At 69.9% G+C, this 22525-nt stretch carries 17 protein-coding genes and 2 pseudogenes; 12 read left to right on the top strand and 7 right to left on the bottom strand.

Features of this window, described 5'->3' with window-relative positions; translation table 11 throughout:
- The 3 genes and pseudogenes from ACQPWU_RS38930 to ACQPWU_RS38920 all read left to right on the top strand — a co-directional run bounded on the left by ACQPWU_RS38930 (nucleotide 1) and on the right by ACQPWU_RS38920 (nucleotide 3572).
- A complete protein-coding gene (locus tag ACQPWU_RS38930; protein WP_433430616.1) occupies nucleotides 1–981 on the top strand; it encodes an ABC transporter permease in 981 nt (326 codons plus the stop codon).
- Nucleotides 978–1781: pseudogene (locus ACQPWU_RS38925) on the top strand (ABC transporter permease); the annotation flags it as partial. The gene ACQPWU_RS38930 and the pseudogene ACQPWU_RS38925, both read left to right, overlap by 4 nt.
- A gap of 45 nt (nucleotides 1782–1826) precedes the next feature.
- A complete protein-coding gene (locus ACQPWU_RS38920) occupies nucleotides 1827–3572 on the top strand; it encodes an ABC transporter ATP-binding protein (RefSeq protein ID WP_433445396.1) in 1746 nt (581 codons plus the stop codon).
- A 25-nt stretch (nucleotides 3573–3597) separates the two neighbouring features.
- Here ACQPWU_RS38920 and ACQPWU_RS38915 read toward each other — a convergent pair whose 3' ends face one another.
- Nucleotides 3598–3930 (bottom strand): hypothetical protein, encoded by a 333-nt coding sequence (locus ACQPWU_RS38915; RefSeq protein WP_433430614.1) that lies wholly within the window; start codon nucleotides 3928–3930, stop codon nucleotides 3598–3600.
- A gap of 151 nt (nucleotides 3931–4081) precedes the next feature.
- On the opposite strand from ACQPWU_RS38915, the gene ACQPWU_RS38910 reads away from it, so the two are divergent.
- From ACQPWU_RS38910 to ACQPWU_RS38895, 4 genes are all read left to right on the top strand, one after another.
- On the top strand, nucleotides 4082–5284 hold the full coding sequence (locus tag ACQPWU_RS38910) for an MFS transporter (protein ID WP_433430611.1): 1203 nt from the start codon (nucleotides 4082–4084) through the stop codon (nucleotides 5282–5284).
- 120 nt (nucleotides 5285–5404) lie between these two features.
- Nucleotides 5405–5914, top strand: a complete 510-nt coding sequence (locus ACQPWU_RS38905) for a (2Fe-2S)-binding protein (RefSeq protein ID WP_433430608.1) — start codon at nucleotides 5405–5407, stop codon at nucleotides 5912–5914.
- Nucleotides 5914–6879 carry an FAD binding domain-containing protein gene (locus ACQPWU_RS38900; RefSeq protein WP_433430607.1) on the top strand — a complete coding sequence of 322 codons (966 nt, stop codon included), beginning with the start codon at nucleotides 5914–5916 and terminating at the stop codon, nucleotides 6877–6879. The genes ACQPWU_RS38905 and ACQPWU_RS38900 overlap by 1 nt, the downstream gene beginning before the upstream one ends.
- A 5-nt stretch (nucleotides 6880–6884) precedes the next feature.
- On the top strand, nucleotides 6885–9038 hold the full coding sequence (locus ACQPWU_RS38895; protein ID WP_433430605.1) for a xanthine dehydrogenase family protein molybdopterin-binding subunit: 2154 nt from the start codon (nucleotides 6885–6887) through the stop codon (nucleotides 9036–9038).
- Nucleotides 9039–9353: 315 nt separating this feature from the next.
- On the opposite strand, the gene ACQPWU_RS38890 is transcribed toward ACQPWU_RS38895, so the two are convergent.
- Nucleotides 9354–10478 carry an RNA-guided endonuclease InsQ/TnpB family protein gene (locus ACQPWU_RS38890; protein ID WP_433430602.1) on the bottom strand — a complete coding sequence of 375 codons (1125 nt, stop codon included), beginning with the start codon at nucleotides 10476–10478 and terminating at the stop codon, nucleotides 9354–9356.
- Between ACQPWU_RS38890 and tnpA the strand changes: the two genes are divergently transcribed.
- Nucleotides 10431–10835, top strand: a complete 405-nt coding sequence (gene tnpA / locus ACQPWU_RS38885; protein WP_433430601.1) for an IS200/IS605 family transposase — start codon at nucleotides 10431–10433, stop codon at nucleotides 10833–10835. The two genes, ACQPWU_RS38890 and tnpA, sit on opposite strands and share 48 nt — an antisense overlap.
- A 104-nt stretch (nucleotides 10836–10939) precedes the next feature.
- Here tnpA and ACQPWU_RS38880 read toward each other — a convergent pair.
- From ACQPWU_RS38880 to ACQPWU_RS38870, 3 genes and pseudogenes are all read right to left on the bottom strand, one after another.
- Nucleotides 10940–11971, bottom strand: a pseudogene (locus ACQPWU_RS38880) (SecDF P1 head subdomain-containing protein); the annotation flags it as partial.
- Between the two features lie 146 nt (nucleotides 11972–12117).
- On the bottom strand, nucleotides 12118–13557 hold the full coding sequence (locus ACQPWU_RS38875; RefSeq protein ID WP_433430599.1) for a M81 family metallopeptidase: 1440 nt from the start codon (nucleotides 13555–13557) through the stop codon (nucleotides 12118–12120).
- An 11-nt stretch (nucleotides 13558–13568) separates the two neighbouring features.
- The gene (locus tag ACQPWU_RS38870) at nucleotides 13569–14705 is read right to left on the bottom strand and encodes an ROK family transcriptional regulator (RefSeq protein ID WP_433430596.1); all 1137 of its coding nucleotides are present in this window, start codon (nucleotides 14703–14705) and stop codon (nucleotides 13569–13571) included.
- Nucleotides 14706–14908: 203 nt separating this feature from the next.
- Between ACQPWU_RS38870 and ACQPWU_RS38865 the strand changes: the two genes are divergently transcribed.
- The 4 genes from ACQPWU_RS38865 to ACQPWU_RS38850 are packed head-to-tail and all read left to right on the top strand — an operon-like array spanning nucleotide 14909 to nucleotide 20505.
- The gene (locus tag ACQPWU_RS38865) at nucleotides 14909–16636 is read left to right on the top strand and encodes a peptide ABC transporter substrate-binding protein (protein WP_433430594.1); all 1728 of its coding nucleotides are present in this window, start codon (nucleotides 14909–14911) and stop codon (nucleotides 16634–16636) included.
- Between the two features lie 3 nt (nucleotides 16637–16639).
- Nucleotides 16640–17599 carry an ABC transporter permease gene (locus ACQPWU_RS38860; RefSeq protein ID WP_360699189.1) on the top strand — a complete coding sequence of 320 codons (960 nt, stop codon included), beginning with the start codon at nucleotides 16640–16642 and terminating at the stop codon, nucleotides 17597–17599.
- The gene (locus ACQPWU_RS38855; RefSeq protein ID WP_433430592.1) at nucleotides 17596–18477 is read left to right on the top strand and encodes an ABC transporter permease; all 882 of its coding nucleotides are present in this window, start codon (nucleotides 17596–17598) and stop codon (nucleotides 18475–18477) included. The genes ACQPWU_RS38860 and ACQPWU_RS38855 overlap by 4 nt, the downstream gene beginning before the upstream one ends.
- A gap of 15 nt (nucleotides 18478–18492) precedes the next feature.
- Complete coding sequence (locus ACQPWU_RS38850) at nucleotides 18493–20505, top strand: ABC transporter ATP-binding protein (protein ID WP_433430589.1); 2013 nt, start codon at nucleotides 18493–18495, stop codon at nucleotides 20503–20505.
- Nucleotides 20506–20619: 114 nt separating this feature from the next.
- Here ACQPWU_RS38850 and ACQPWU_RS38845 read toward each other — a convergent pair whose 3' ends face one another.
- The gene (locus tag ACQPWU_RS38845) at nucleotides 20620–21402 is read right to left on the bottom strand and encodes an MBL fold metallo-hydrolase (protein WP_433430587.1); all 783 of its coding nucleotides are present in this window, start codon (nucleotides 21400–21402) and stop codon (nucleotides 20620–20622) included.
- The gene (locus ACQPWU_RS38840) at nucleotides 21399–22454 is read right to left on the bottom strand and encodes a cyclic nucleotide-binding domain-containing protein (protein WP_433430584.1); all 1056 of its coding nucleotides are present in this window, start codon (nucleotides 22452–22454) and stop codon (nucleotides 21399–21401) included. The genes ACQPWU_RS38845 and ACQPWU_RS38840 overlap by 4 nt, the downstream gene beginning before the upstream one ends.
- Nucleotides 22455–22525: the final 71 nt, after the last annotated feature.

Raw genomic sequence — 22525 nt, 5'->3', positions numbered from 1 at the left:
GTGCTGGGCTACCTCGGCAGACGAGCCGGGTACTACGTCGTGTTGCTCCTGGTAGCGGTCTTCATCTCGTACGCCCTGGCGTCGGCGAGCATGAATCCCCGGGCCTATTTCGAGGGCAGGCGCCCGCAGCCGACCGCGGAGATGGTCGATGCGCAGCTCACCGAACTCGGGATCAACGACAAGGTCCCCTTTCTCCAGCGTTTCGGCACCTGGGCGGGGAAGGCCGTCACGGGCGACCTCGGCAGGACGATCGACGACACCCCAGTCAACGACGAGTTCGGTCGCCGCATCGGGGTGAGCCTGCGGCTGCTGCTCTTCGGCACGCTGGTCGGGACCGTGGCCGGTGTGCTGGCGGGAGCGTGGGGGGCGATCAGGCAGTATCGCTTCTCCGACCGGGCCGTCACGGTGATCTCGTTCATCCTGCTGTCGACGCCGGTGTTCCTGCTGGCGACGCTGTTGAAGATCGGCACCACCTGGCTGAACGACAACGTGGGCCACCTGGTCGACTTCACCGGCGAGAAGACACCCAACCTGCAGGGCGGGTTCCTCGTCCAGCTCGGTGACCGGGCCGGGCACCTGCTGCTGCCCACGCTCTCGATCGCGCTGGGGACCATCGCCGCCTACAGCCGCTACCAACGCGCCACCATGCTCGACGTGCTGGCCTCCGACTACCTGCGCACCGCTCTGGCCAAGGGCATCCACCCGAGGACGGCCATGCTCAGGCACGGCCTGCGGACCGCGCTGGTGCCGATGACCACCTTCTTCGCATTCGGGTTCCTCGGCATCTTCACCGGCGCCGCCTTCACCGAGCGGATCTTCGGCTGGCACGGCATGGGCGACTGGTTCATGAACGCCGTCGGCCGCAACGACCTGAATTCCGTGGTCGCCGTCAACCTCTTCGCCGCCGTCGTCATCCTGCTGTCGGGCTTCGTGGCCGACGTCCTGCTCGCCGTCCTCGATCCCCGGGTGCGTCACGCATGATCACGCTTCGACGCTTCATCAAATCGAAGGGTGTCCTGGTGGGCACCCTGGTCATCGTGCTGCTTTTCCTGCTGGGCTTCCTCGGTCCGGTGATCAGCCCATGGACGCCCACCCAGGTCGACTACCTGTCGATCCGTTCGGCTCCCTCGGCGGCGCACTGGTGGGGGACCAACAGGATCGGCCAGGACATCTTCTCGCAGACCACGTACGGGCTCCGCAAGTCGCTCATCATCGGCCTGGTCGTGGCCCTGTTCTCGACCGTGCTCGCCTCGCTGGCCGGCGCGGCGGCCGGGTATCTCGGCGGCTGGACAGACCGGGCGCTGCGCTTCTGCATCGACCTGCTCCTGATCTTTCCCGGGTTCCTGATCATCTCGATGGTGTCGCCGCGGCTGAAGGGAGCGGGCTGGCTGGTCTTCGCGCTCCTCCTCGGATTCCTCGGGTGGATGATCAGCGCCAGGATCGTCAGGTCGATGACGCTTTCCCTGAAGGAACGCGACTTCGTGCGGGCGGCCGAGCTCATGGGCGTCCCGAGATTTCAGATCATCACCCGGCACATCCTGCCCAATGTCGCGTCGTTCCTGATCATAGACACCACGATCGCGGTCGGCGGCGCGGTGATGAGCGAGACTGCGCTCTCCTACTTCGGGTTCGGCGTTCAGCCGCCCGACGTCTCCCTGGGCACGCTGATCGCCGACGGTACCGGGGCCGCCATCGGCTACCCCTGGATGTTCTACTTCGCCGCCGGTCTCCTCATCGTCTTCGTGCTGGCGATCAGCCTCGTCGGCGACGGCCTGCGGGACGCGCTCGACCCCACCAGCGAGGCCGCCCGGCCCAAGCGGGGTACGGTGACGGCGCTTCCACGCTCCGAAGCGCCTTCCGGCGACGTGGTCCTCAGCGTCCGCGATCTTACGGTCCGCTTCGGCGACGCCGTCGCCGTCGACTCGGTGAGCTGGGACCTGCGCCGCGGCGAGGTACTGGGCATCGTGGGTGAGTCGGGTTCGGGCAAGTCCGTGACGGCCCTGGCCGCGATGGGACTGCTGCCCGCCACGGCCGCGGTCAAGGGTTCGGTACGGCTCGGCGACACCGAACTGATCGGCGCCGACGTACGCACCCTCATGCGGGTCCGCGGTGCCAGGGTCGCCATGGTCTTCCAGGATCCGCTGTCGGCCTTCACCCCCGTCTACCGCATCGGCGTCCAGATCGCCGAGGCGCTACGTGCCCACACGGACCTGAGCAGGGAGGAAGCCCATGCCAAGGCCGTCGAGCTGCTCAGGTCGGTCGGCATCCCCGAACCCGAACGGCGGGCCGAGTCCTACCCGCACGAGTTCTCCGGCGGCATGCGCCAGCGCGCCATGATCGCCATGGCCATCGCCAACGACCCTGACGTGATCCTCGCCGACGAGCCCACGACCGCGCTGGACGTCACGGTCCAGGCTCAGGTGCTCGATCTGCTCCGCAGGGCGCAGCGCGAGACGGGCGCGGCCCTGGTCCTGGTCAGCCACGACCTCGGCGTGATCGCGGGTATCGCCGACAGGGTCGCGGTGATGAACAGGGGCGTGGTGGTGGAGGAGGGGGAGGCGGAGCGGGTGTTCGCCCGGCCGCGGGAGCCGTACACCAAGGATCTGCTGGCGGCGGTGCCGCGGCTGGACGCGGCCATCGTGCCGCGCAGCCCCGCGCGAGAGGCGCCGCTGGTGGAGGTGACCGGCTTGCGAAAGACGTTCCCGCTGATGCGCGGGTCGGCGTTCAAGCGCAGGATCGGGACCGTCTACGCCGTGGACGGCGTGGATCTGACCGTCAGGCCGGGCGAGACGCTGGGGCTGGTGGGCGAGTCGGGGTCCGGGAAGACCACCACGCTGTTCGAGATCCTCGGGATGCCGGGGGTCAGCAGGGACGCGCAGATCGTCTTCCAGGACCCGATGTCGAGCCTCGATCCGCGGATGACCGTGGGCGCCATCATCGCCGAGCCGCTGCGTGCCAAGGGGCTCCCCGTCGACAGCGTGCCCGAACTGCTCGAGCAGGTCGGGCTGAGGGCCGAGCACGCCGGCAGGTTTCCGCACGAGTTCTCCGGCGGGCAGCGCCAGCGCATCGGCATCGCCCGCGCGCTGTCGGTCCGGCCCAAGCTGGTCGTGCTCGACGAGCCGGTCTCCGCGCTGGACGTGACCGTGCAGGCAGGCATCCTGGACCTGCTCGTCCGGCTCCGCGACGAGCTGGGGCTGGCCTACCTGTTCGTCTCACACGACTTGGCCGTGGTCCGGCAGATCTCGGATCGGGTGAGCGTGATGTACCTCGGCAGGACCGTCGAGACCGGTGACACCGCGACCGTGCTGAGCGATCCCCTGCATCCCTATACCAGGGCGCTCATCTCGGCCGTGCCGATCCCGGACCCGGCCGTCGAGCGTGCCCGCGAGCGCCTGCTCCTGCCGGGCGACCCGCCGAGCCCCTTCGAACGCCACCAGGGATGTCCGTTCCGCGGCCGTTGCCCGGTCTACGCGGGCCTGTCGTCCCCGGACAGGCAGCGGTGCGAGACCGAGTCGCCCGCGCAGGAGGAGCGCCGCTCTGGCCATCTCGTGGCTTGCCACTTCGCTGTGTGAGCATTCTTTCGCCGCTCGGTTGAGATCACCAGCCCGATTCCGACCAGGATGACCAGCTTCGACGTGGGGTTGACCGGCTGGAGCGGCTCACACAGCCCGGGTGGCGTCGACGCCGTGGTCCGGGACGGGCGGACCACGGCGCGAAGGATCGGTGCCAGGACAGCAGGCGGCTTCCGAGCAGGTCCACCGCCATCGCGGTGAGGTGACCGGAACCGACCGCGATACCGATCGTCGCGTACGACTCCCCGTCGGACGCGAGCATGGTGGCGGGCCGGCCGATGCGGTGACCGCTCGGCCCGCTCTCGCGCAGCAGCCCCGAGCTGATCAGATCGGCGACGATGCTGGAGATCGTGGTCATGTTCAAACCGGTAGACCTACGAACTCGCCTGACGAGATGTTTCTTCGTGCCGCGATAGCCCCCGAGCGGTTCGGGCGTTTTGGCCTTATATGATCCGCTTCATCATGTATGCGCTTCCACGTTCCCATTAATAGGCCGGAGACCCATCTGCATGGACCTCGCTACGCGTCGGCGCCGGCAGTCGCTGTTCTTGTTCTTCTTCCTCCCAGGAATCGCGCTGTCATCGTGGGTGACCCGCACTCCGGACATCCGCGACCGGCTGGAGGCGTCCACCGGCCAGATGGGCTTGGTGCTGTTCGGCCTGTCGGTCGGCTCCATGATCGGGATTCTGTGCTCCGGACGTCTCGTCTCGCGTTACGGGACCAGGCCTGTCATGGGTGCGGGAACCGTACTGATCGTCGTGAGCATGGCCGTCATCAGCGTCGGCAGTCTCGTGTCGTCCGCGCCGTTGGTCATGGCGGGCCTGTGCGCGTTCGGCCTGGGCATGGGATCAGGTGAGGTCGCCGTCAACGTCGACGGCGCCGACGTCGAACGGATCACCGACACGACGACGCTGCCCACCCTGCACGGCTGCTTCAGCCTGGGCACCGTCATCGGCGCATGCGCGGGCATCGCCGCCACGGCCGCCCGCCTCCCGGTGCACGTGCATCTGGCGGCGGTCACCCTGATCGCCGCCGCGATCTTCTGGTACGCCATCCGCTCCATCCCCGCGGGCACCGGAATCCTCGCACCGGACCAGGCCGGCACCGGCGCCGGCCACCCGAGGCCGAGAGTCTGGAAGGACCGCAAACTTCTCCTGATCGGTGCGATCGTCCTGGCGATGGCCCTGGCCGAGGGATCGGCCAATGACTGGCTGCCGCTGCTCATGGTGGACGGGCACGGCCTGGACGCCGCATTCGGATCCCTCGTCTACACGGGGTTCGCCGCCGCCATGACCATCGGCCGTTTCGGCGGCACGTTCTTTCTCGACCGCTTCGGCCGGACCGCCGTCGTGCGCGCCAGCGCCGTCTCGGGGGCGCTGGGCCTGATCCTGGTGATCTTCTCGGACAACGCCGTGCTGGCCGGAGCGGCGGTTCTGTTCTGGGGGCTCGGCGCCTCTCTGGGCTTCCCCGTCGCGCTGTCCGCTGCGGGGGAATCGGGACCGGAACAGACCGCCCGCGTCAGCCTGGTGGCCACGATCGGCTATGTCGCCTTCCTCGTGGGCCCACCCGGTCTCGGCTTCCTCGGCGACCACTGGGGCCTGCGCTCAGCCATGCTGGTGGTGCTCGCCTTCGTCGCCTCCGCCGTCTTCCTGGCTCCTGCCGTCGACACACGCGGCCGTGTTTCAGCCGGTCCTCGCACGTACGCGGGTTAGTCATCGGAGGAGGCAACCGCCATTTCCTGTCATCCGCCTGTCCAGCGGGCGGACGTCCCCGGCAATCATCCGATGTCTGCTCTTGACCGGTGGGGCGGAGAAACCTTAACGTTCCGCCGTATGGAGCTCGCTGATCTCTCCCAGAGGCAGTTGTCAGGACAGTCCGCGGACGGCCTGGTCGAGGTGGCGTTCACGGTGAACGGAACGGCCGAGCGGCTCCATGCGGACCCACGGACGACGCTGCTCGACACCCTGCGGGAGCGGCTGGAGCTGACCGGCACGAAGAAGGGCTGCGACCGCGGGCAGTGCGGGGCCTGCACCGTGCACGTGGACGGCAGGCGGGTGCTGTCGTGCCTGACCCTCGTGGCCACGATGGACGGCCGGGAGGTCACCACGATCGAGGGCCTGGCCGAGGGCGACCGGCTGCACCCGGTGCAGCGGGCGTTCATCGACTGCGACGGATTCCAGTGCGGATTCTGCACGTCGGGGCAGATCATGTCGGCGGTGGCCGTGCTGCGCGAGGGGCATGCGAAGACCGACGCGGAGATCCGCGAGGCCATGTCGGGCAATGTCTGCCGCTGCGGCGCCTACCCGTACATCGTCGAGGCCGTGAAGCAGGCGAGGTCCTGATGCGCGCGTTCGGCTTCGCCGCGCCCCGCGGCATCGACGACGCCCTCCGCCTGGCCGGGGACGCCTCGGCCTTCCTCGCCGGCGGCACCACGCTGGTCGACCTGATGAAGCTCGACGTGCTCGCCCCCGAGCAGGTCATCGACATCAACCGCCTCCCGCTGCACGGGATCCGGCTCGGGCCGGACGGCCTGCGCATCGGCGCGCTCGAGCGGATGGAGGACATCGCCCGTCACGACGCCGTCGCGACCCGGTACCCGCTCATCTCGCAGGCGCTGCTCCTCAGCGCGTCACCGCAGCTGCGCAACATGGCCAGCATCGGCGGCAACCTCCTGCAGCGCACCCGCTGCGGCTACTTCCGCGACGTGGCGACGCCGTGCAACAAGCGCACGCCCGGCAGCGGCTGCCCGGCGCAGGGCGGCGACAACAGAGGCCACGCCATCCTGGGCACGAGCACCTCCTGCGTCGCCACACACGCCAGCGACGTCGCGGTGGCGCTGGTCGCTCTGGACGCTTCCCTACGGCTGCTCGGCGCCGACGGCGAGCGGACGATCCCGCTGGCGGACTTCTACCTGCGGCCCGGCGACACCCCGCACGTGGAGAACCGGTTGCGACCCGGCGAGCTCATCGCCGAGGTGATCGTGCCGCCGCTGCCGTGGGCCAGGCACTCCGTCTACACCAAGGTGCGCGACCGTCAGTCGTACGAGTTCGCGCTGGCCTCGGCCGCCGTGGCTGTCGATCTCCGCGACGGCGTCGTACACGACGCCCGGGTCGCGGTCGGCGGCGTGGGGACCGTGCCCTGGCGGCTGCCCGCCGTCGAGGCGGCGCTGCGCGCCGGTCAGAGCCGCGAAACAGCGGCCGCGCTCGCCGCGGAGGGCGCGCGCCCGCTGGCCGGCAACGCCTTCAAAGTGACACTGGTGCAGCGCGTGATCCTGCGCGCCCTGACGGAACTGGCAGGCCCGCAATGAGATCGGTGGACAGGGAAGACGGCCCCGTCAAGGTCACCGGCGCGGCGGTCTACGCGGCCGACAACCACCCGGACGGGCTCGCCCACGGCTACCTGCTCACCAGCACGATCGCGCGCGGCTCCATCCTCGCCATGGACACCGCCCTGGCGGAGAAGGCGCCCGGGGTGATCGCGATCTACACCCCGTTCAACCCGCTCGAGCTCCTGCCGTACGCCAAGGAGGAGAACGCCGAGGTCCACCCGCCGCTGCGGAACACCGGCGTCCGCTACTACGGCCAGGCCATCGGGCTGGTCGTCGCGGAGACGTTCGAGCAGGCCAGGGACGCCGCGGCGCTGGTGACCACCCGCTACAGGGCCGAACACCCCAGAGCGTCCTTCGCCGACGGCTCACCCACGCCGCTGCCCGGCGGCACGCCCGTCACAGAAGTGCTGGCCCCCGGTGTCTCCTCCATCGACGAGGCGCTGGCGGCCAGCGAGGTCACCGTCACCGCCACGTACACGACGCCGGCCGAGACGCACGTCGCGATGGAGCCGCACGCCACCGTGGCGTTCTGGACCGGCGACCGGCTCACCGTCTACACCGCCAGCCAGGGCGTGCGGCTGGTCGTGGACCGCCTGTCGGAGACGTTCGCCATGGATCCGGCGCGGATCCACGTCATCAACCCGTACGTCGGAGGCGGCTTCGGCAACAAGTGGGACGTGTGGGCGCACACCCCGCTGACCGCGGCGGCGGCCCGCGCGCTCGGTCGCCCGGTCAAGACCGTGCTCACCCGCGAACAGGTGTTCACCGTGGTCGGGCACCGGCCGCTGACCTCCCAGACCGTCTCGCTCGGCGCCGCCAGGGACGGCACGCTCACCGCCGTCAAGAACGACGGCGTCTCCAGCAAGTCGGCCTCGAACAACTTCCACGAGCAGGTGGCCAACCTCTCCCTGGCTCTGTACGGCTCGGCCAATCTGCACGTCAGCAGGAGGGCCGTCACACTGGACGTTCCGGTCACGACCATCATGCGCGCGCCCGGGGAGTCCAACGGCTCCTTCGCGCTGGACAGCGCGATGGACGAGCTGGCCGCCGAGCTCGGCATCGACCCGCTCGACCTGCGCATGAAGAACGACACCCCGATCCACCCGGCCAACGGGCTGCCCTGGTCGAGCAAGCACCTGGCGGAGTGCTACACGCTGGGCGCCGAGCGGTTCGGCTGGTCGCGGCGCAGTTCCAGGCCCGGCGCGGTCACCGACGGCGACTGGCTGGTCGGCCTCGGCATGGGGACGGCGACCTACGGCGCGGGCCGAGGACAGGCGTCGATCAACGTACGACTGCGTGACGACGGCCGCGCGGTGGTGTCGGGCACCGCGGCCGATCTCGGCACAGGACAGTCCACCGTCTTCGCCATCCTCACCGCCGACGCCCTCGGCATCCCGGTCGGCAGGGTCGTGCCGGAGCTCGGCGACTCCGCCACGCCTCCGGCGGCCAACGCGGGCGGCTCCGGCTCCACCTCCACCAACGGGCCGGCCGTACAACTCGCCGCCGGCGCCGCCAAGGAGGCGATGGTCAAGCTCGCGACCGAGCACGAGAAGTCGCCGTTCCGCGGCCGGGAGGTCACGTTCTCGGCCGGGGAGGTCAGGGCCGGCGGGCGCGGGGTGCCGTTCGGTGAGCTGCTGAGGCTCCTGGGTCTGCCCGCCGTCGAGGCCACCGCGACCTCGCCGCGGAACCCTGTGAAGGACCACGCGTTCAGGTCGTTCGGCGCGCACTTCTGCGAGGTACGGGTCAACCGGTGGACCGGGGAGCCGCGGGTCACACGGTGGCTGTGTGTGGTGGACGCGGGCACGATCGTCAACGCCAGGACGGCCCGCAGCCAGATCGTCGGCGGCATCGTCATGGGGATCGGCCAGGCGCTCCTGGAGGACCTGCGGATCGAGCCGGAGACGGGCCGCTTCGGCAACGCCACGATGGCCGACTACCTGGTGCCCATCAACGCCGACATCCCCCCGATAGACGTGGAGTTCCTGAATTATCCTGACACCCTGCTGAGCGACCTCGGTGCCCGCGGCATCGGCGAGTTCGGCATCGTCGGAGCGGCGGCGGCCGTGGCGAACGCCGTCCACAACGCCACCGGCAAGCGCATCCGCGACCTCCCCATCACCCTGGACAAGCTCCTGTGACCTGTTCGGCCCGCCATCGCGGCCGCCGGCGAGCACTCCAAGGCGTCGCGGAGGAGCCGGGTGCAGGCGTGCGAGGACCTGCCGCGTCCGGCGCCCGTGGCGCGGAGACCGCATCCACGGACAACGGACATGGCGGGAGACATCAGGCGCCACTTTCCCTGCACGGGCGAAGAGACGCCTGAGTCGACCGGTGCAAAACGGGGCCAGCCGGTGCCGGTTTCTTTCACCGGGCGCCACGCACCCCGCTGCGCTCAGGCGGCCTCTTGACGCGCTCGCCGGGCTGAAGCCGACGATTCTGGCCTGTGCCGCTGTCGTTCACGCGGCGACACTTCCTTGGCTTCCTGCTTCGACGGGTCGTGCCGGGTTCGCGCCCGGCCTTACCGGCCCTCCACAGGCGTTTTGCCTCTCCGCCCGTCCGGCGGCGAGGATATTGAGCGCGGCGTTGATGTCCCGGTCGTGGGCCGCACCGCAGGAGCAGGTCCACTCCCGCACCGACAGGGGCATGTCCTGCCGTACGGCTCCACATACCGAGCACAGCTTGCTACTCGGGAACCAGCGACTGACCTTGACGAAGGTCTTGCCGTACAGGCGCGCCTTGTACTCCAGCATGGCCACGAACGACGACCAGCCCGCATCATGCACGCTCTTGGCCAGCCGGGTGCGCGCCAATCCCTTGACCGCCAGGTCCTCCACATACACCGCTTGGTTCTCGCGGATGATCTGTGTGGAGAGCTGGTGGTGGAACTCGCGCCGCGTGTCGGCGACCTTGGCGTGCTGCCGGGCGACCACAAGCCGGGCCTTGGCCCGGTTCTTGGAATCTTTCTCCTTGCGGGACAGGGCCTTCTGCGCCCGCTTGAGTTTCTTCTCCGCCCGCCGCAGGAACCGGGGCGAATCGATCTTCCGCCCGTCCGACAGGACAGCGAAGTGTCCAAGACCCAGGTCGATCCCGCTCTCGATCCGGCTTTCCGGCAGGGGTGAGGCGCTGACCTCCACGACGATAGACGCGAAATACCGGCCCGCCGCATCTTTGATCACGCTCACGCTGGATGGCTCGGAGGGCAGCTCCCGCGACCAGCGCACCGCCACGTCTCCGATCTTCGGCAGGCGCAGCTTCCCGCCCGGCGTGATCGAGAATCGGGCGTTGCGGGTGAACCGGATCGCCTGCCGGTTGTCCTTGCGGGACCGGAACCGGGGAGCGCCCAGCTTCGGGCCTTTCCGTTTGCCTGACAACGAGGCGAAGAAGTTGCGGAACGCCCTCGTGCAGTCGGCCAGCGCCTGCTGGAGCACCACCGCCGACACCTCGCCCAGCCACACCCGGTCGGGGTGCTTCTTCGCCTCGGTGATGACCTGCCGGGACAGGTCGGCGTCGGTGACGAACGGCAGGCCGGCCTCATGTGCGTCGTTGCGCAGCCGCAGCGCGTTTTCGTCCTGCACGCTCATTTGGTTTTCGTGACCAAGTTCCGCCACCGGGTCTTCAACGGTGAGCACCTGACACGGCTGGAAGAGATCATGAGGGATGTGTGCGCCGACTTCGAGACCGAACTGCGTGAGTTCAACGGCGACAACAATCACGTCCACCTGCTGGTGAACTTCCCACCCAAGATCGCCCTGTCCAAGCTCGTCAACTCGTTGAAAGGGGTGTCCTCGCGGCGGATGCGCCAGGAGTTCCCCGAACTGGCCGCCCACTACTACCGGGCAAACAAGCTGTGGTCGGGCTCCTACTTCGCCGGGTCGGTAGGCGGCGCTCCCATCAGTGTCCTGCGCCAGTACATCGAGCAGCAGAACCGGCCGGTCTGAGCGGGGTGGACGCCGGTCCGCCTGGCGGCGAATCGGCTGTCCTTGCCCCGCTACGCGGGACGGTCGGCTTCACCCCCGGCCTGAAGGACTCCGTTGCCCAATTATGCGGCCAGGAAGACGCCGTCGATGGGTTTGCCCAGCCAGGCGAAGACGCCCACGACCGCTGCCGTGTCAACGGTGACGGCGGCGACCGCCGCGGTGCCGAACGTCCACCGGAACCTGATCGCCAGGTAGATCAGCTGGGCCAGCAGCGCCACGGCGAGGGCGATGAGGGCGTTGCGGCTCAGCTCTTCTCCCAGGCTGGGCCCGATCAGCTCGTCACGCAGCTTGGTCACCTCGCCGATCCGGCGGTCGAGCGCCTGCTCGATGCCGGCCACGTCGTCGGTGCTGATCTGGCCGGCGCGTACGGAGACCGTGGCGCCGGAGGCGTGCACGGCCGCCGCCGGATGGCCGGCCTCGGTCACGGCTTGCCGGGCCGCCTCGGCGCTCGCCGGTTGGGCGGTGCTGAACTCGATCAGCCGGCCCCCGGTGAACTCGACGCCCAAGTTCAGGCCCTGGACGGCCAGCCCACGTCGCGGTAGGCGGCCGTACTCCTCACGGGCTCGTTCGAACACCAGCACGTTGGCGTCGACGGCCATGCCGATGGCCAGCACGAACCCGGCCAGACCAGGCAGCGTGAGCTTCGCCCCGAGCGCGATCAACGCCGCGTAGGAGATGAGCCCGTAGGCGGCGAGCGCCACGGCGGCCAGCAGCCCCGCGAGCCGGTAGGCGGCGACGATGAACAGCGTGGTGAGGAGGACACCGACGACGCCGGCCTTGGCACTGGCCTCGATGGCCTCTGCGTCGAGGGTGGGCCCGACGGTGCGCTGCTCGATCAGGGTGAGCGGGACGGGCAAGGCGCCGCCCTTGATGAGCACGGCCAGATCGTTCGCCTGTTGGTGGGTGAAGGAACCGGTGATCTGTGTGGATCCGCACGAGATGCCGGTACGGCACGGCACGCGTGCGTCCACCTGGGGCGACGAGATGATTTCGTCGTCGAGGACGATCGCGACCCGTCGCCGGGGATCGCCCTGGCTCTGGCAGGCGGCCGCGCCGGTCAGCTGCTGCCAGGCAGTGGCATCGCGGAAGTCGACGGAGGCGCCCGGGATCTACGTGGCCGGGGACACAGCATGTGGGGGCTGGCCCACGGCCCCGCCACGGGACGCCTGCTGGCCGAACAGATCACCACCGGCAAGCAGCCCGCCGAACTACGTGACTTCGACCCGCTGCGGTGAACACCGGGTCATCGAGGGCCGAACTCGAGCGCGGCGTCGCGATCCAGCGGGAAGATCGGCCGCCTCAGGTTCCGGTACGGCAGCCGATGCAGGTCCTGGTCCACGCCGCCCGGCGTGAGCGCCAGCATCCAGTCCGCGGCGGCCTCGAACAGCTCAGGCTCCAGGTACCCGATCTTGACCGTGACCACGCCGGCCCCGGCGACGTCCACCCCCAGGCGCCGGTACGACTCCAGCAGCCGGTACTGCATCCGGCGTGAGGTCAGGAAGACGCTCAGCCCGCCGATGCGCACACTGGCCACACGCCCACCGTCGGGGTCGTCGGCCAGCGCCTCCAGCATGCCCTCCAGCAGCAGCGGCCCCGGCGGGCGCGCGTCGACACGGCCGCCGGCGCGTACGCTGACCGGCGAGCCGATCGGCAGGTGCCCGATGCGCGCCACCGCCTCGGGGTCGAACAGGGAGGCGTAGACGGCGCGGACCGAGCCGTCGCGGATCTCGGGCCTGGCCAGCATCCGCTCCAGGGCGTAGGTGACGTCGTCGGCGCCGCCCGCGCCCGGGTTGTCGCCGGAGTCGCTGATGAAGTACGGCCGGGCCGAGCTCTCCTTCAGCGCCGCGTCCAGGCACTCGTCCATGGAGCCCGTGGGCGCGACGAAGGCGAAGTCGTCGCGTGCGTCCCAGAACGCCTGCCCCAGCTCGCGCGCCGCCCGCTCGGTGGCGGCGGCGTCGGTGCCGGTCGCCACGACCGCGCCGGTGCAGCGCGGCTCGTCGGCCCAGGCGAAGCCGATCCAGATCGCCGCGTCGATCAGGCCCGGCCTGGCCTCGATGTCCGGGATGCGGGCGTAGAGGCCGCGGGCGGGTTCGACGCGGGTGCTGGTCATCTCGCCGGGCAGCAGGATCGGCACGTGGACCAGCGCCTTGTGCGGCCGGTCGCCGCGCCGCAGCGCCTCGACGAGGTTGCGGGCGGCGCGCTCGCGGGTCTCCCAGACGTCCACGTGCGGTGCGGTGCGGTAGCAGGTCAGCAGGTCGCAGCCGTCGAACAGGGTGGGGGAGACGTTGCCGTGCAGGTCCATCGCCGCCGACACCAGCGGTTCCGAGCCGATCACGGCGCGGATGGCGGTGATCAGGTCGCCTTCGGCGTCCTGGCGGCCGACGACGCTCATCGCGCCGTGGATGTCCAGCAGCACGCCGTCGAACGGGCCGTCGGCCAGGCCCTGGACGATCTCGGCCCGCCAGGCGTCGTACGCCGCGGGTTCGACCGCTCCGCCCGGCAGGGCGCGGGCGTGGACGAGCGGCACCCATTCCACCTCGGCCGCCCACGGCTCGCCGAGCCAGCCGTACCTGTCCAGCAGGGCCTGGCCGCGGGTGACCTCGAAGTCGGCGGCGCCGCTCAGGTGCGGCGAGAAGGTGCTGGACTCGATGTGGATGCCGCAGACGGCGATACGCAAGGACACTGTGGTGCTTTCTAGGAGGGGTGGATGTCGGCTGTTTCGCGGAGGAGCTTGCCCAGTCCGATCAGGGCCGCGTCCGGGCCGGCGATGCTCGCCTCGATGGACAACGACTGGGTCAGCGGCGGCAGGCAGCGCTCGTAGAGCATGCCTTTGACGGCTGCCACGTAGACGCCCAGGCTCGACAGCGCGCCGCCGATGACGACGCTGTCGGGATTGAGGAAGTTGACCAGGCCCGACAGGGCCACGCCCAGCAGCCGGCCGGCCTGGCGCACCAGGGTCACCACAGCCGGGTCGGCGTCGACGGTGGCGGCGATGATGTCACGCGTGCTGGCCACGGGAAGGCCGCGCCCGGCCAGTTCACGGGCCAGCGCGGCGCCGCTGGCGACGGTCTCCAGGCAGCCGCGGCTGCCGCAGGAGCATTCGCGCTCGCCGCTGTCGGCCACGCGTACGTGGGTGATGTCGCCGCTCAGGCCGCCTCCGCCGCGGTAGATCTGGGCGCCGTTGACCAGGCAGCCGCCGATGCCGGTGCCGGCCTTGACGTAGATCATGTCGCCGGACTCGCGGCGGGTGACGTATTCGCCGATCGCGGCGGCCTTGGCGTCGTTGTCGATGACCGCGGTCACCTCGAAGCGGTCACGCAGGTCGCTCTGGACGTCGTATCCGCTCCAGCCCGGCATGCGGGCCGGCCCGATGACCCGGCCCCGTGGGAACTCCACCGGCCCCGGCAGGGCCATGCCGACGGCCAGCAGCCGCTGGCCAGGCGCGTGGGCGGTCCTGACACCGTCGAAGGCCGCGGTGACCTCGTCGAAGATCGCCTTTGGGCCTGCTCCTATATCGACGGCGAGCTCCTCGGCCGCCAGTAAAGCTCCGGACGGTGAGCACAGGCCGACGCGGGCATGGTGGGCGCCCAGCTCGGCCACGGCGAACACGCCTCCGGCCTCGCGTAGCCGGAGGATCCTGGGGCGACGCCCGCCGGTGGAGGCACCCACACCCTCCTCCAGGATCGCGCCCTCCTCCAGCAGGCGGCGCACCACGCTGGAGACCGTCGACGGAGCCACCTGCAGGGTCTCCACCAGATCCGCGCGGGAGGTGGCCTTGCCGCTGGCCAGCAGGCTCAGCGCCTGCTCGCGCAGTTTGGCGGGGTCCGACATGCCTCTCCCTCCCTGGTGGACACAACAGACGCCCATCATCGAGCACGAAGTCGATCAACGAAAGGCTTCCGCCGCGGACTCTATCCCGAAATAAGTGAGGTGAACAAAGTGGATTTTTCGCATTGACTTACTACTTATACCTCTATACATTCTCCGCCTGAACGGCCCCTGGAGGGCACACCCACGTCTCGACGAGGAGAATCATGGGGACGAGAATCCGCATCGTGTGCGGCGTGGTGGCCATCGGGCTCGGCTTGACCGCCTGCAGCGCGGGCGCCGGCAGCGGTTCGCAGCAGGGCGGCGCGCAGGGCAAGGACACCGCGACCGTGGCCTTCCGCACGCCCAACTGGATCCTGCCGATCTCGGCCCCCGGCTTCACCCAGGGCGAGAACGAGATCTTCTCCACCGCCCTGTACCGCAAGCTGTACGCCTACAAGCTCGACGGATCCAGCACCGACAACGTCGACCCCGGACGCTCGCTGGCCGAGCCGCCCGTCGTCAGCGACGGCGGCAAGACGCTGACCATCACGCTCAAGGACAACACCTGGTCCGACGGTAAGCCGATCACCACCAAGGACATCCAGTTCTGGTGGGACCTCGTCACCACCAACAAGGACAAGTGGGCTTCCTACAAGCCCGGCGGCTTCCCCGACAACATCTCCGCCTTCAAGGTCAAGGACGACAAGACCTTCTCCCTGACCACCACGAAGGCGTACAACACGGCCTGGTTCGTCGGCAACCAGCTCAACCGGATCGTCCCGCTGCCCCAGCACGCCTGGGACAAGGGCGACGCCAAGAAGACCTTCGAGGAGCTGACCGCCGCCTCCAAGGACCCCAAGTCCTACGCGACCAACGCGCTGTGGAAGACCAACAGCGGCCCGTGGAAGCTGCAGAGCTACGTGCCCAGCGGCGAGGTGGTCCTGGCCAAGCAGGACACCTACTCGGGCACCGACAAGCCGAAGCTGAACAAGATCGTGCTGCGGCCGTTCACCGGCGACGACGCCGAGTTCAACGTGCTGCGCGCCGGGCAGATCGACTACGGCTACATCCCGCCGGCCAACCTGTCGCAGCAGGCCTACCTGGAGTCGAAGGACTACAAGATCTCACCCTGGTACGGGTGGTCGATCACCTACCTCCAGCTCAACTTCAACAACCCCAAGACCGGGGTGCTGTTCAAGCAGCCGTACCTGCGCCAGGCGCTGCAGATGCTCATCGACCAGCCCACCATCAGCAAGGTCATCTGGTCCGGCATGGCCGCGCCCACCTGCGGCCCGGTGCCGGCCAAGCAGGGCGCGCCCAGCGGCCAGGGCTGCGTCTACCCCTTCGACCCGGCCAAGGCCAAGCAGCTGCTGGAGAGCCACGGCTGGAAGGTGACCCCCGACGGGCAGACCACCTGCGCTGACCCCGCCCTGTGCGGTGTGGGCATCGCCAAGGACACCCCGCTGAGCTTCACCGTCACCAGCCAGTCAGGCTTCTCCGCGACCACCAAGATGTTCGCCGAGATCAAGTCGGCGATGGCCAAGGTCGGCGCGCAGCTGACCATCAAGGAGGTGCCCGACTCCGTCGCGGTCACCCCGGCCTGCAAGCCGGAGGAGTCCAAGTGCGACTGGGACATGTCGTTCTTCGGCTCCCAGGGCAGCTGGTACTACCCGGCCTTCGCCTCCGGCGAGCGCCTCTTCCAGACCGGCGCGCCCGTCAACCTCGGCAGCTACAGCAGTCCCGAGGCCGACAAGCTCATCGAGAAGGCGCAGTTCTCCGCCGACGCCGGTGCCCTTCAGGAGTACAACGACTTCCTGGCCAAGGACCTGCCGGTGCTCTGGATGCCCAATCCCGTCTACCAGATCTCGGCCTACAAGTCGGGTCTGCAGGGCGTCGACCCGCAGGACCCGATGAACCTGATGTACTTCCAAGACTGGTCCTGGAAGAGCTGACCGTTGACCCGGTACCTCCTCACGCGCCTGGGACAGGCCCTGGTCATCGTGATCCTGGTGACGCTGATCACGTTCGTGATCCTGCACCTGCTGCCCGGAGGGGCGGCGCGGGCCATCCTGGGCAAGGAGGCGACGCTCGAGCAGATCGCCTCCTTCAACCACGAGATGGGGTACGACCGGCCGCTGTGGGAACAGTACGCGCTGTACCTGCAGCGGCTGGTCCGCGGCGACCTGGGCTACTCCTTCCAGCTCAACCAGTCGGTGGCCGAGGCCATCGGCCAGCGTCTGCCCAAGACCATGCTGCTGTCGCTGGGCTCGACGCTGCTCGCGGTCGTGGTGGCCGTCCCGCTGGGCGTGGTGCAGGCCGTGCGCCGTAACCGCTGGCCCGACTACACCATCAACGGGCTGTCGCTGCTGGCGTACGCCACGCCGATCTTCTTCATGGGTCTCATGATGATCATTCTGTTCTCCCAGGTGTGGCCGGTCCTGCCGCCCGAGGCCCCGCAGGGCTTCACCCTGGCGGAGGTGCTGGCCGATCCCGCCGGGCTGGTGCTGCCCACGCTCACGCTGACGGTCCTCACCGTCGCGGTCTACTCCCGCTACATCCGCTCGTCCATGGTCGACAACCTGAACGAGAACTACGTCCGCACGGCACGCAGCAAAGGCCTGTCGGAAGGCCGCGTGATCGTCGGGCACACGCTGCGCAACGGCCTGTTCCCCGTCATCACGCTGCTCGGCATGTACCTGCCCGCGCTGTTCAGCGGCGCTCTCGTGGTCGAGCGGCTGTTCAACTACCCGGGCATGGGGCTGCTGTTCTGGCAGGCGGCGCTCAAGCGGGACTATCCGATCCTGCTCGGCGTCACGCTGCTGATCTCGGTGGCCACCGTGGCCGGCGCGCTGGTCGCCGACGTGCTCTACGCCACGGTCGATCCGCGTGTACGACTCAAGGCAGGCCGTTCATGACCGTCACCCCGCAGGAGGAGGCGCCCGTTCGCGGGATGTGGCGCCAGGGCCTCGAGGTCTTCTGCGAGAACCGGCTCGCCCTGGTGGGCGTGGGCCTCTTCGCCCTGCTGGCGGCCTTCAGCTTCCTCGGGCCGGTCTTCTACCAGACAGACCAGGTCCACACCGATCTGACCAAGGTCTTCCTGGCCCCCGGCACGGACGGGCACCCGCTCGGCGCCGACGGCGTCGGCTACGACCAGCTCGGGCGCCTGATGCTCGGTGGCCAGACGTCCATCGTGGTCGGGCTGGCCGCCGGCCTGCTGGCCACCGTCGTGGGGACCGTCTGGGGCGCCATCGCCGGGTTCGCCGGCAGCTGGGTCGACGCGGTCATGATGCGGGTCGTCGACGCGATGATGTCCATCCCCGCACTCTTCCTGTTCATGCTCATGGCCTCGATCGTCACGCCCACGGTGCCGATGCTCATCGTCATCATCGGCGCCTTCGCCTGGCTCGGCCCCGCGCGGCTGGTGCGCGGCGAGGCGCTCACGCTGCGCACCCGCGAGTACGTCATCGCGATGCGCGGCATGGGCGGGACCGGCGGACGCGCGGTGCGCCGGCACATCATCCCCAACGCCATCGGCACGGTGATCGTCAACGCCACCTTCCAGGTCGCCGACGCGATCCTGTACGTGGCCTACCTGTCCTTCCTCGGCCTGGGGGTGCCGCCGCCCGCGGCCAACTGGGGCGGCATGCTGTCCGACGGCCTGTCGGACACCTTCAGCGGCCACTGGTGGCTGCTGTATCCGCCGGGAATCGCCATCATCCTCATCGTCCTCGCCTTCAACTTCATCGGCGATGGGCTGAGGGACGTCTTCGAGGTCCGCCTCCGGCGGCGCTAGCAGGAGCTTTCGTACATGACCGCACCCAACGGGCCGCTGCTGCGGCTGCGCGACCTCAGCACCGACATCGCGCTGCGGCGCGGCACCGTGCACGCGCTAGACCAGGTCAACCTCGAGGTCAACCAGGGCGAGACGCTCGGCATCGTGGGCGAGTCGGGCAGCGGCAAGACCATGACCGTCCTGTCGATCATGGGATTGCTGCCCACGGGCGGCCGCGTCGCCGGCGGGGAGATCCTCTTCGACGGCCGCGACCTGCGCGGGCTGGAGGCCCAGGAGCTGCGCAGAGTGCGTGGCGTCGAGATGGGCATGGTCTTCCAGGACCCGCTCACCTCGCTCAACCCCACCATGCGCATCGGTGCCCAGGTCGCCGAACCCCTGCGTGTCCACCAGGGCGTCGGCAAGGCCGAAGCGCGCGAGCGGGCCGTCGAGATCCTGCGCCGGGTCGGCATGCCCCGCCCTGACAAGATCGTCGACGATTACCCGCATCAGCTGTCGGGCGGTATGCGCCAGCGCGTGGTCATCGCCATGGCGCTCATCCGCTCCCCGCGCCTGCTCATCGCCGACGAGCCCACCACGGCGCTGGACGTCACCACCCAGCGCCAGATCCTCGAGCTCATCGACGACCTGCGCGAGGAGTTCAAGATGGCGGTCATCCTGGTCACCCACGACCTGGGCGTGATCGCCGGCCGCGCCGACAGGGTCGCCGTCATGTACGCCGGGCGAGTGGTGGAGACCGCCACGACCGCCGAGCTGTTCCGCTCGCCGCGCCACCGTTACACCGAGGCGCTCATGCGCGCCCTGCCCGAGGGCACCACAGACGGGCGCCTCTACAGCATCCCCGGCCTGCCGCCCGACCTGTCGCGGCCGCTGACCGGCTGCCGCTTCGCGCCCCGCTGCGGCTTCGCCACCGACGAGTGCCGCACCACCGACGTCATCCTCGCCCCGGACGACGCCGGGAGCGGGCATGAGTACGCCTGCCTGCACCCGGTCACCGCACCCGTCACGATCGCAGGGTCGTCCGGCCCGGACCGGACCGCGTCCGACGCCTCCGACCCGATCCTGACCGTGCGGGACCTGGTCAAGGAGTACGAGGCCGGCGGTGCGGGGGTGCGCAAGGTCTCCGGGCGGGTCAGCGCCGTGGCCGGCGTGTCCTTCGAGGTCAAGCCCGGTGAGACGCTCGGCATCGTGGGCGAGTCCGGGTGCGGCAAGTCCACCGTGGGCCGTCTCGTCGCCGGCCTCGAAGCACCCACCACCGGTCAGATCGTCGTCGACGGCACCGACATCGCCACCCTGGACCGGCGCGCCCGCCACCGCATGCACCGGCAGGTGCAGCTGATGTTCCAGGACAGCTACGCGGCCATGAACCCGCGCATGCGCATCGACTCCATCCTCACAGAGCCGCTGGAGATCCAGCAGGTGGGCGACGCCGCCGCCCGCCGCGCCCGGGCAAGCGAGCTGCTCGACCAGGTCGGACTGCCACGGCGGGCGCTGGAGCGCTACCCGCACGAGTTCTCCGGCGGGCAACTGCAGCGCATCGGGCTGGCCAGATCGCTGGCGCTGCGGCCACGACTGATCGTGGCCGACGAGCCGGTCAGCGCGCTGGACGTGTCGGTCCAGGCGCAGGTGCTCAACCTCATGCGCGACCTGCAGGGTGAGCTCGGCCTGTCGTACGTGTTCATCAGCCACGACCTGTCCGTGGTCGACTACATGGCCGACCGCATCGGCGTGATGTACCTGGGCAAGCTGGTGGAAGTTGGCCCGGCCCACCAGGTGGTCCGCGCCCCGCGCCACCCCTACACCCAGGCGCTGCTCGACGCCGTCCCCTCGCCCGACCCCGGCCACACGCCCAGCCCGAGCACGGCCATCCAGGGCGAGCTGCCGAGCGCGCTCAACCCGCCGACCGGCTGTCGCTTCCGCACCCGCTGCCCCTTGGCACAGGACGTCTGCGCCGAGGAGCCTCCGCTGCAGGGCGGGACGCACCAGGTCGCCTGCCACTTCCCCCTTCGCCAGGAGACGCCGGCGACGTGATCGTCCGCCGGCTCGCCCGTCCGGCCGCCGGCCGTCTTCGGCCCCCGTCACACCGCCCGCACGATCGACGGGATCCCCTCCTGGCGGCTACGCGCAGGTGTGCGATGCGGTCTCTCAAATCGTGAGGACGTCGCCCTCGCGGGCGAACTCCGCCTCGCGGTACTCCTTGGCCAGGATGTCCAGCTCGTCGTCGGTGCGGTTCGGGGCGTGGTGGGTGAGGACCACGCGGCGGGCGCCGCAGCGGTTCGCGAAGGCCAGGGCGTCGGGGATCGTGGCGTGGCCGTAGCAGTCGGCGAGTGACTGTTCGGCCGGGCGGAACTGGCCGTCGTGCAGGAGCACGTCGACCCCGGCGGCCAGTGCTTCGGCCGCCGGGCTGCCGAGCTGAGGGCTGTGGTCGGGCAGGTACGCCAGCGACTTCCCGCCGCCTTCGACCCGGATTCCATGAGTCGTGCCGCCCTTGTGGACGATCTCGGCCACCCGCACCTCGTACCCCTCCACCGGGCCGTCGGCCGAGGGCAGGAATCGCCAGCGGCCGTGCAGCCCGGAAGGGGTGATGGGGAAGTACGGCGGCGACATGAGGCGGGTCAGCGTGACCAGCGGCTCGGGAGCGGGCAGGTACAGGTCCACCCTGGACTCCGGTTGGTCGAGCGGAGGACAGAAGGGCAGGCCCTGCACGTGGTCCCAGTGCAGATGGGTCAGGATGATCGAGCCGTCGTAGGCCCGCCCGGCCAGCAGCGCGGCCAGCCCCTGCAGGCCGGTGCCCGCGTCGAGGACCAGGCGGGGTACGTCGGAGTCGTCGGGCAGCACGGCGACGCAACTCGTGTGGCCGCCGTACCTGACGAATCGCGCGCCGGGGGCGGGGGTGGAGCCACGCACACCGAGGAGAGCGATCCTCACCGAGCCTCCGAAACCCGAGCCTCCGAAACCCGAGCCTCCGAAGCCGGTGCCTCCGAAGCGCTGGAGTCCTCGCGGCGGTGGCCCTGGGCCAGGCGGGACAGGGCCTCGACCTCGATGAGGTCCGTCGGCGCCTCGGCCACCCGTACGGGAGTCAGGGCGGTGAGCGTGGCCGTGCGCAGGCCGCCCTCCAGGATCGCGCGCTCACCGAGGATCGCGCCGGGGCCGACCTCGGGCAGCGCCCGGCCGCTCACGTCGACGCCGAGCACGCCGTCGAGGAGCAGGAACAACGACGAGCTGGGCTCGCCCTGGCGGACCAGCACCTCGCCTGCCTTGAGCGAGCGGATTCGCGGCTTGGCGCCGCCGCGCATTATGCGTGTGGACATCTCCCGCTCCAGTGCGGTCTCGGCGGCCGTGACGAGGACGAGGGAGTCCTCGAAGCCCCATGGCGTTTGCTCGGCCCCCTGCTGGGCCGCCCATCTGGCGAAGTCGGTCACGCCCGCCTTGAGCGCGAGCCTGTCGTCCGCACCGTACACCCAGTGTCGGGGGAACGGGCTCGCGCCGTCGAGACCCATCTCGGCCCGGCCGTCGGCGTGCAGCGTCAGCGACAGCGTCGTCCATACCAGCGGTGACTGCATCCGCAGGTACGGCGGGTGAGAGACGCGGCGCGGGAACGGCAGCGCGGTCCTGCCGCCGGCGCTCTGCCTGAAGCGCACCCAGCCGTCTCCCAGCACGGGCTCCGGCCGCAGGTCGGGCAGGCTGAAGGCGGCGAACCTCACGCCCAGCGGCCCCAGCCGCACGGAGGTGCTCCCCATGACCAGGCCACCGCCGCTCCCGTACGAGACGAGGCGGTCGCCGTCGAACTCGGCCCAGGCCGTCAGCCGGTTCGCGAACCGGAAGCCGTCGGACCCGCGCAGCGTCTCGAGGTCGCCGATGACGTCGGGTGGCGGGTCGTCGTAGTGGGTGATGCCCATCGTGAACGCGGGCTTGGTGTACCCCTTGACCGCTTCGGACGGGATCCATGACAGCGAGGTGACATGCGATTCGATTCTCATGCCCCAAACCCTGCGCGCACGACGCCGGATCGGCGAGGGCGCCACCCTGAGGAATCCGAGGGGTGCCAGCA

The sequence above is a fragment of the Nonomuraea sp. CA-141351 genome (genome assembly GCF_050944675.1).
In the GTDB taxonomy this organism is placed as follows: domain Bacteria; phylum Actinomycetota; class Actinomycetes; order Streptosporangiales; family Streptosporangiaceae; genus Nonomuraea.
This window is presented reverse-complemented; position numbering and strand designations above follow the sequence as displayed.

Bases quoted from the DNA above. Each gene is read 5' to 3' on its own strand.
- ACQPWU_RS38905 (WP_433430608.1), top strand. From the start codon at position 5,405: ATGGAGCTCGCTGATCTCTCCCAGAGGCAGTTGTCAGGACAGTCCGCG.
- ACQPWU_RS38850 (WP_433430589.1), top strand. From the start codon at position 18,493: ATGACCGCACCCAACGGGCCGCTGCTGCGGCTGCGCGACCTCAGCACC.
- ACQPWU_RS38870 (WP_433430596.1), bottom strand. From the start codon at position 14,705: ATGTCGGACCCCGCCAAACTGCGCGAGCAGGCGCTGAGCCTGCTGGCC.
- tnpA (WP_433430601.1), top strand. From the start codon at position 10,431: ATGTGCGTCGTTGCGCAGCCGCAGCGCGTTTTCGTCCTGCACGCTCAT.
- ACQPWU_RS38900 (WP_433430607.1), top strand. From the start codon at position 5,914: ATGCGCGCGTTCGGCTTCGCCGCGCCCCGCGGCATCGACGACGCCCTC.
- ACQPWU_RS38840 (WP_433430584.1), bottom strand. From the start codon at position 22,454: ATGAGAATCGAATCGCATGTCACCTCGCTGTCATGGATCCCGTCCGAA.
- ACQPWU_RS38915 (WP_433430614.1), bottom strand. From the start codon at position 3,930: ATGACCACGATCTCCAGCATCGTCGCCGATCTGATCAGCTCGGGGCTG.
- ACQPWU_RS38865 (WP_433430594.1), top strand. From the start codon at position 14,909: ATGGGGACGAGAATCCGCATCGTGTGCGGCGTGGTGGCCATCGGGCTC.
- ACQPWU_RS38890 (WP_433430602.1), bottom strand. From the start codon at position 10,478: ATGAGCGTGCAGGACGAAAACGCGCTGCGGCTGCGCAACGACGCACAT.
- ACQPWU_RS38910 (WP_433430611.1), top strand. From the start codon at position 4,082: ATGGACCTCGCTACGCGTCGGCGCCGGCAGTCGCTGTTCTTGTTCTTC.
- ACQPWU_RS38855 (WP_433430592.1), top strand. From the start codon at position 17,596: ATGACCGTCACCCCGCAGGAGGAGGCGCCCGTTCGCGGGATGTGGCGC.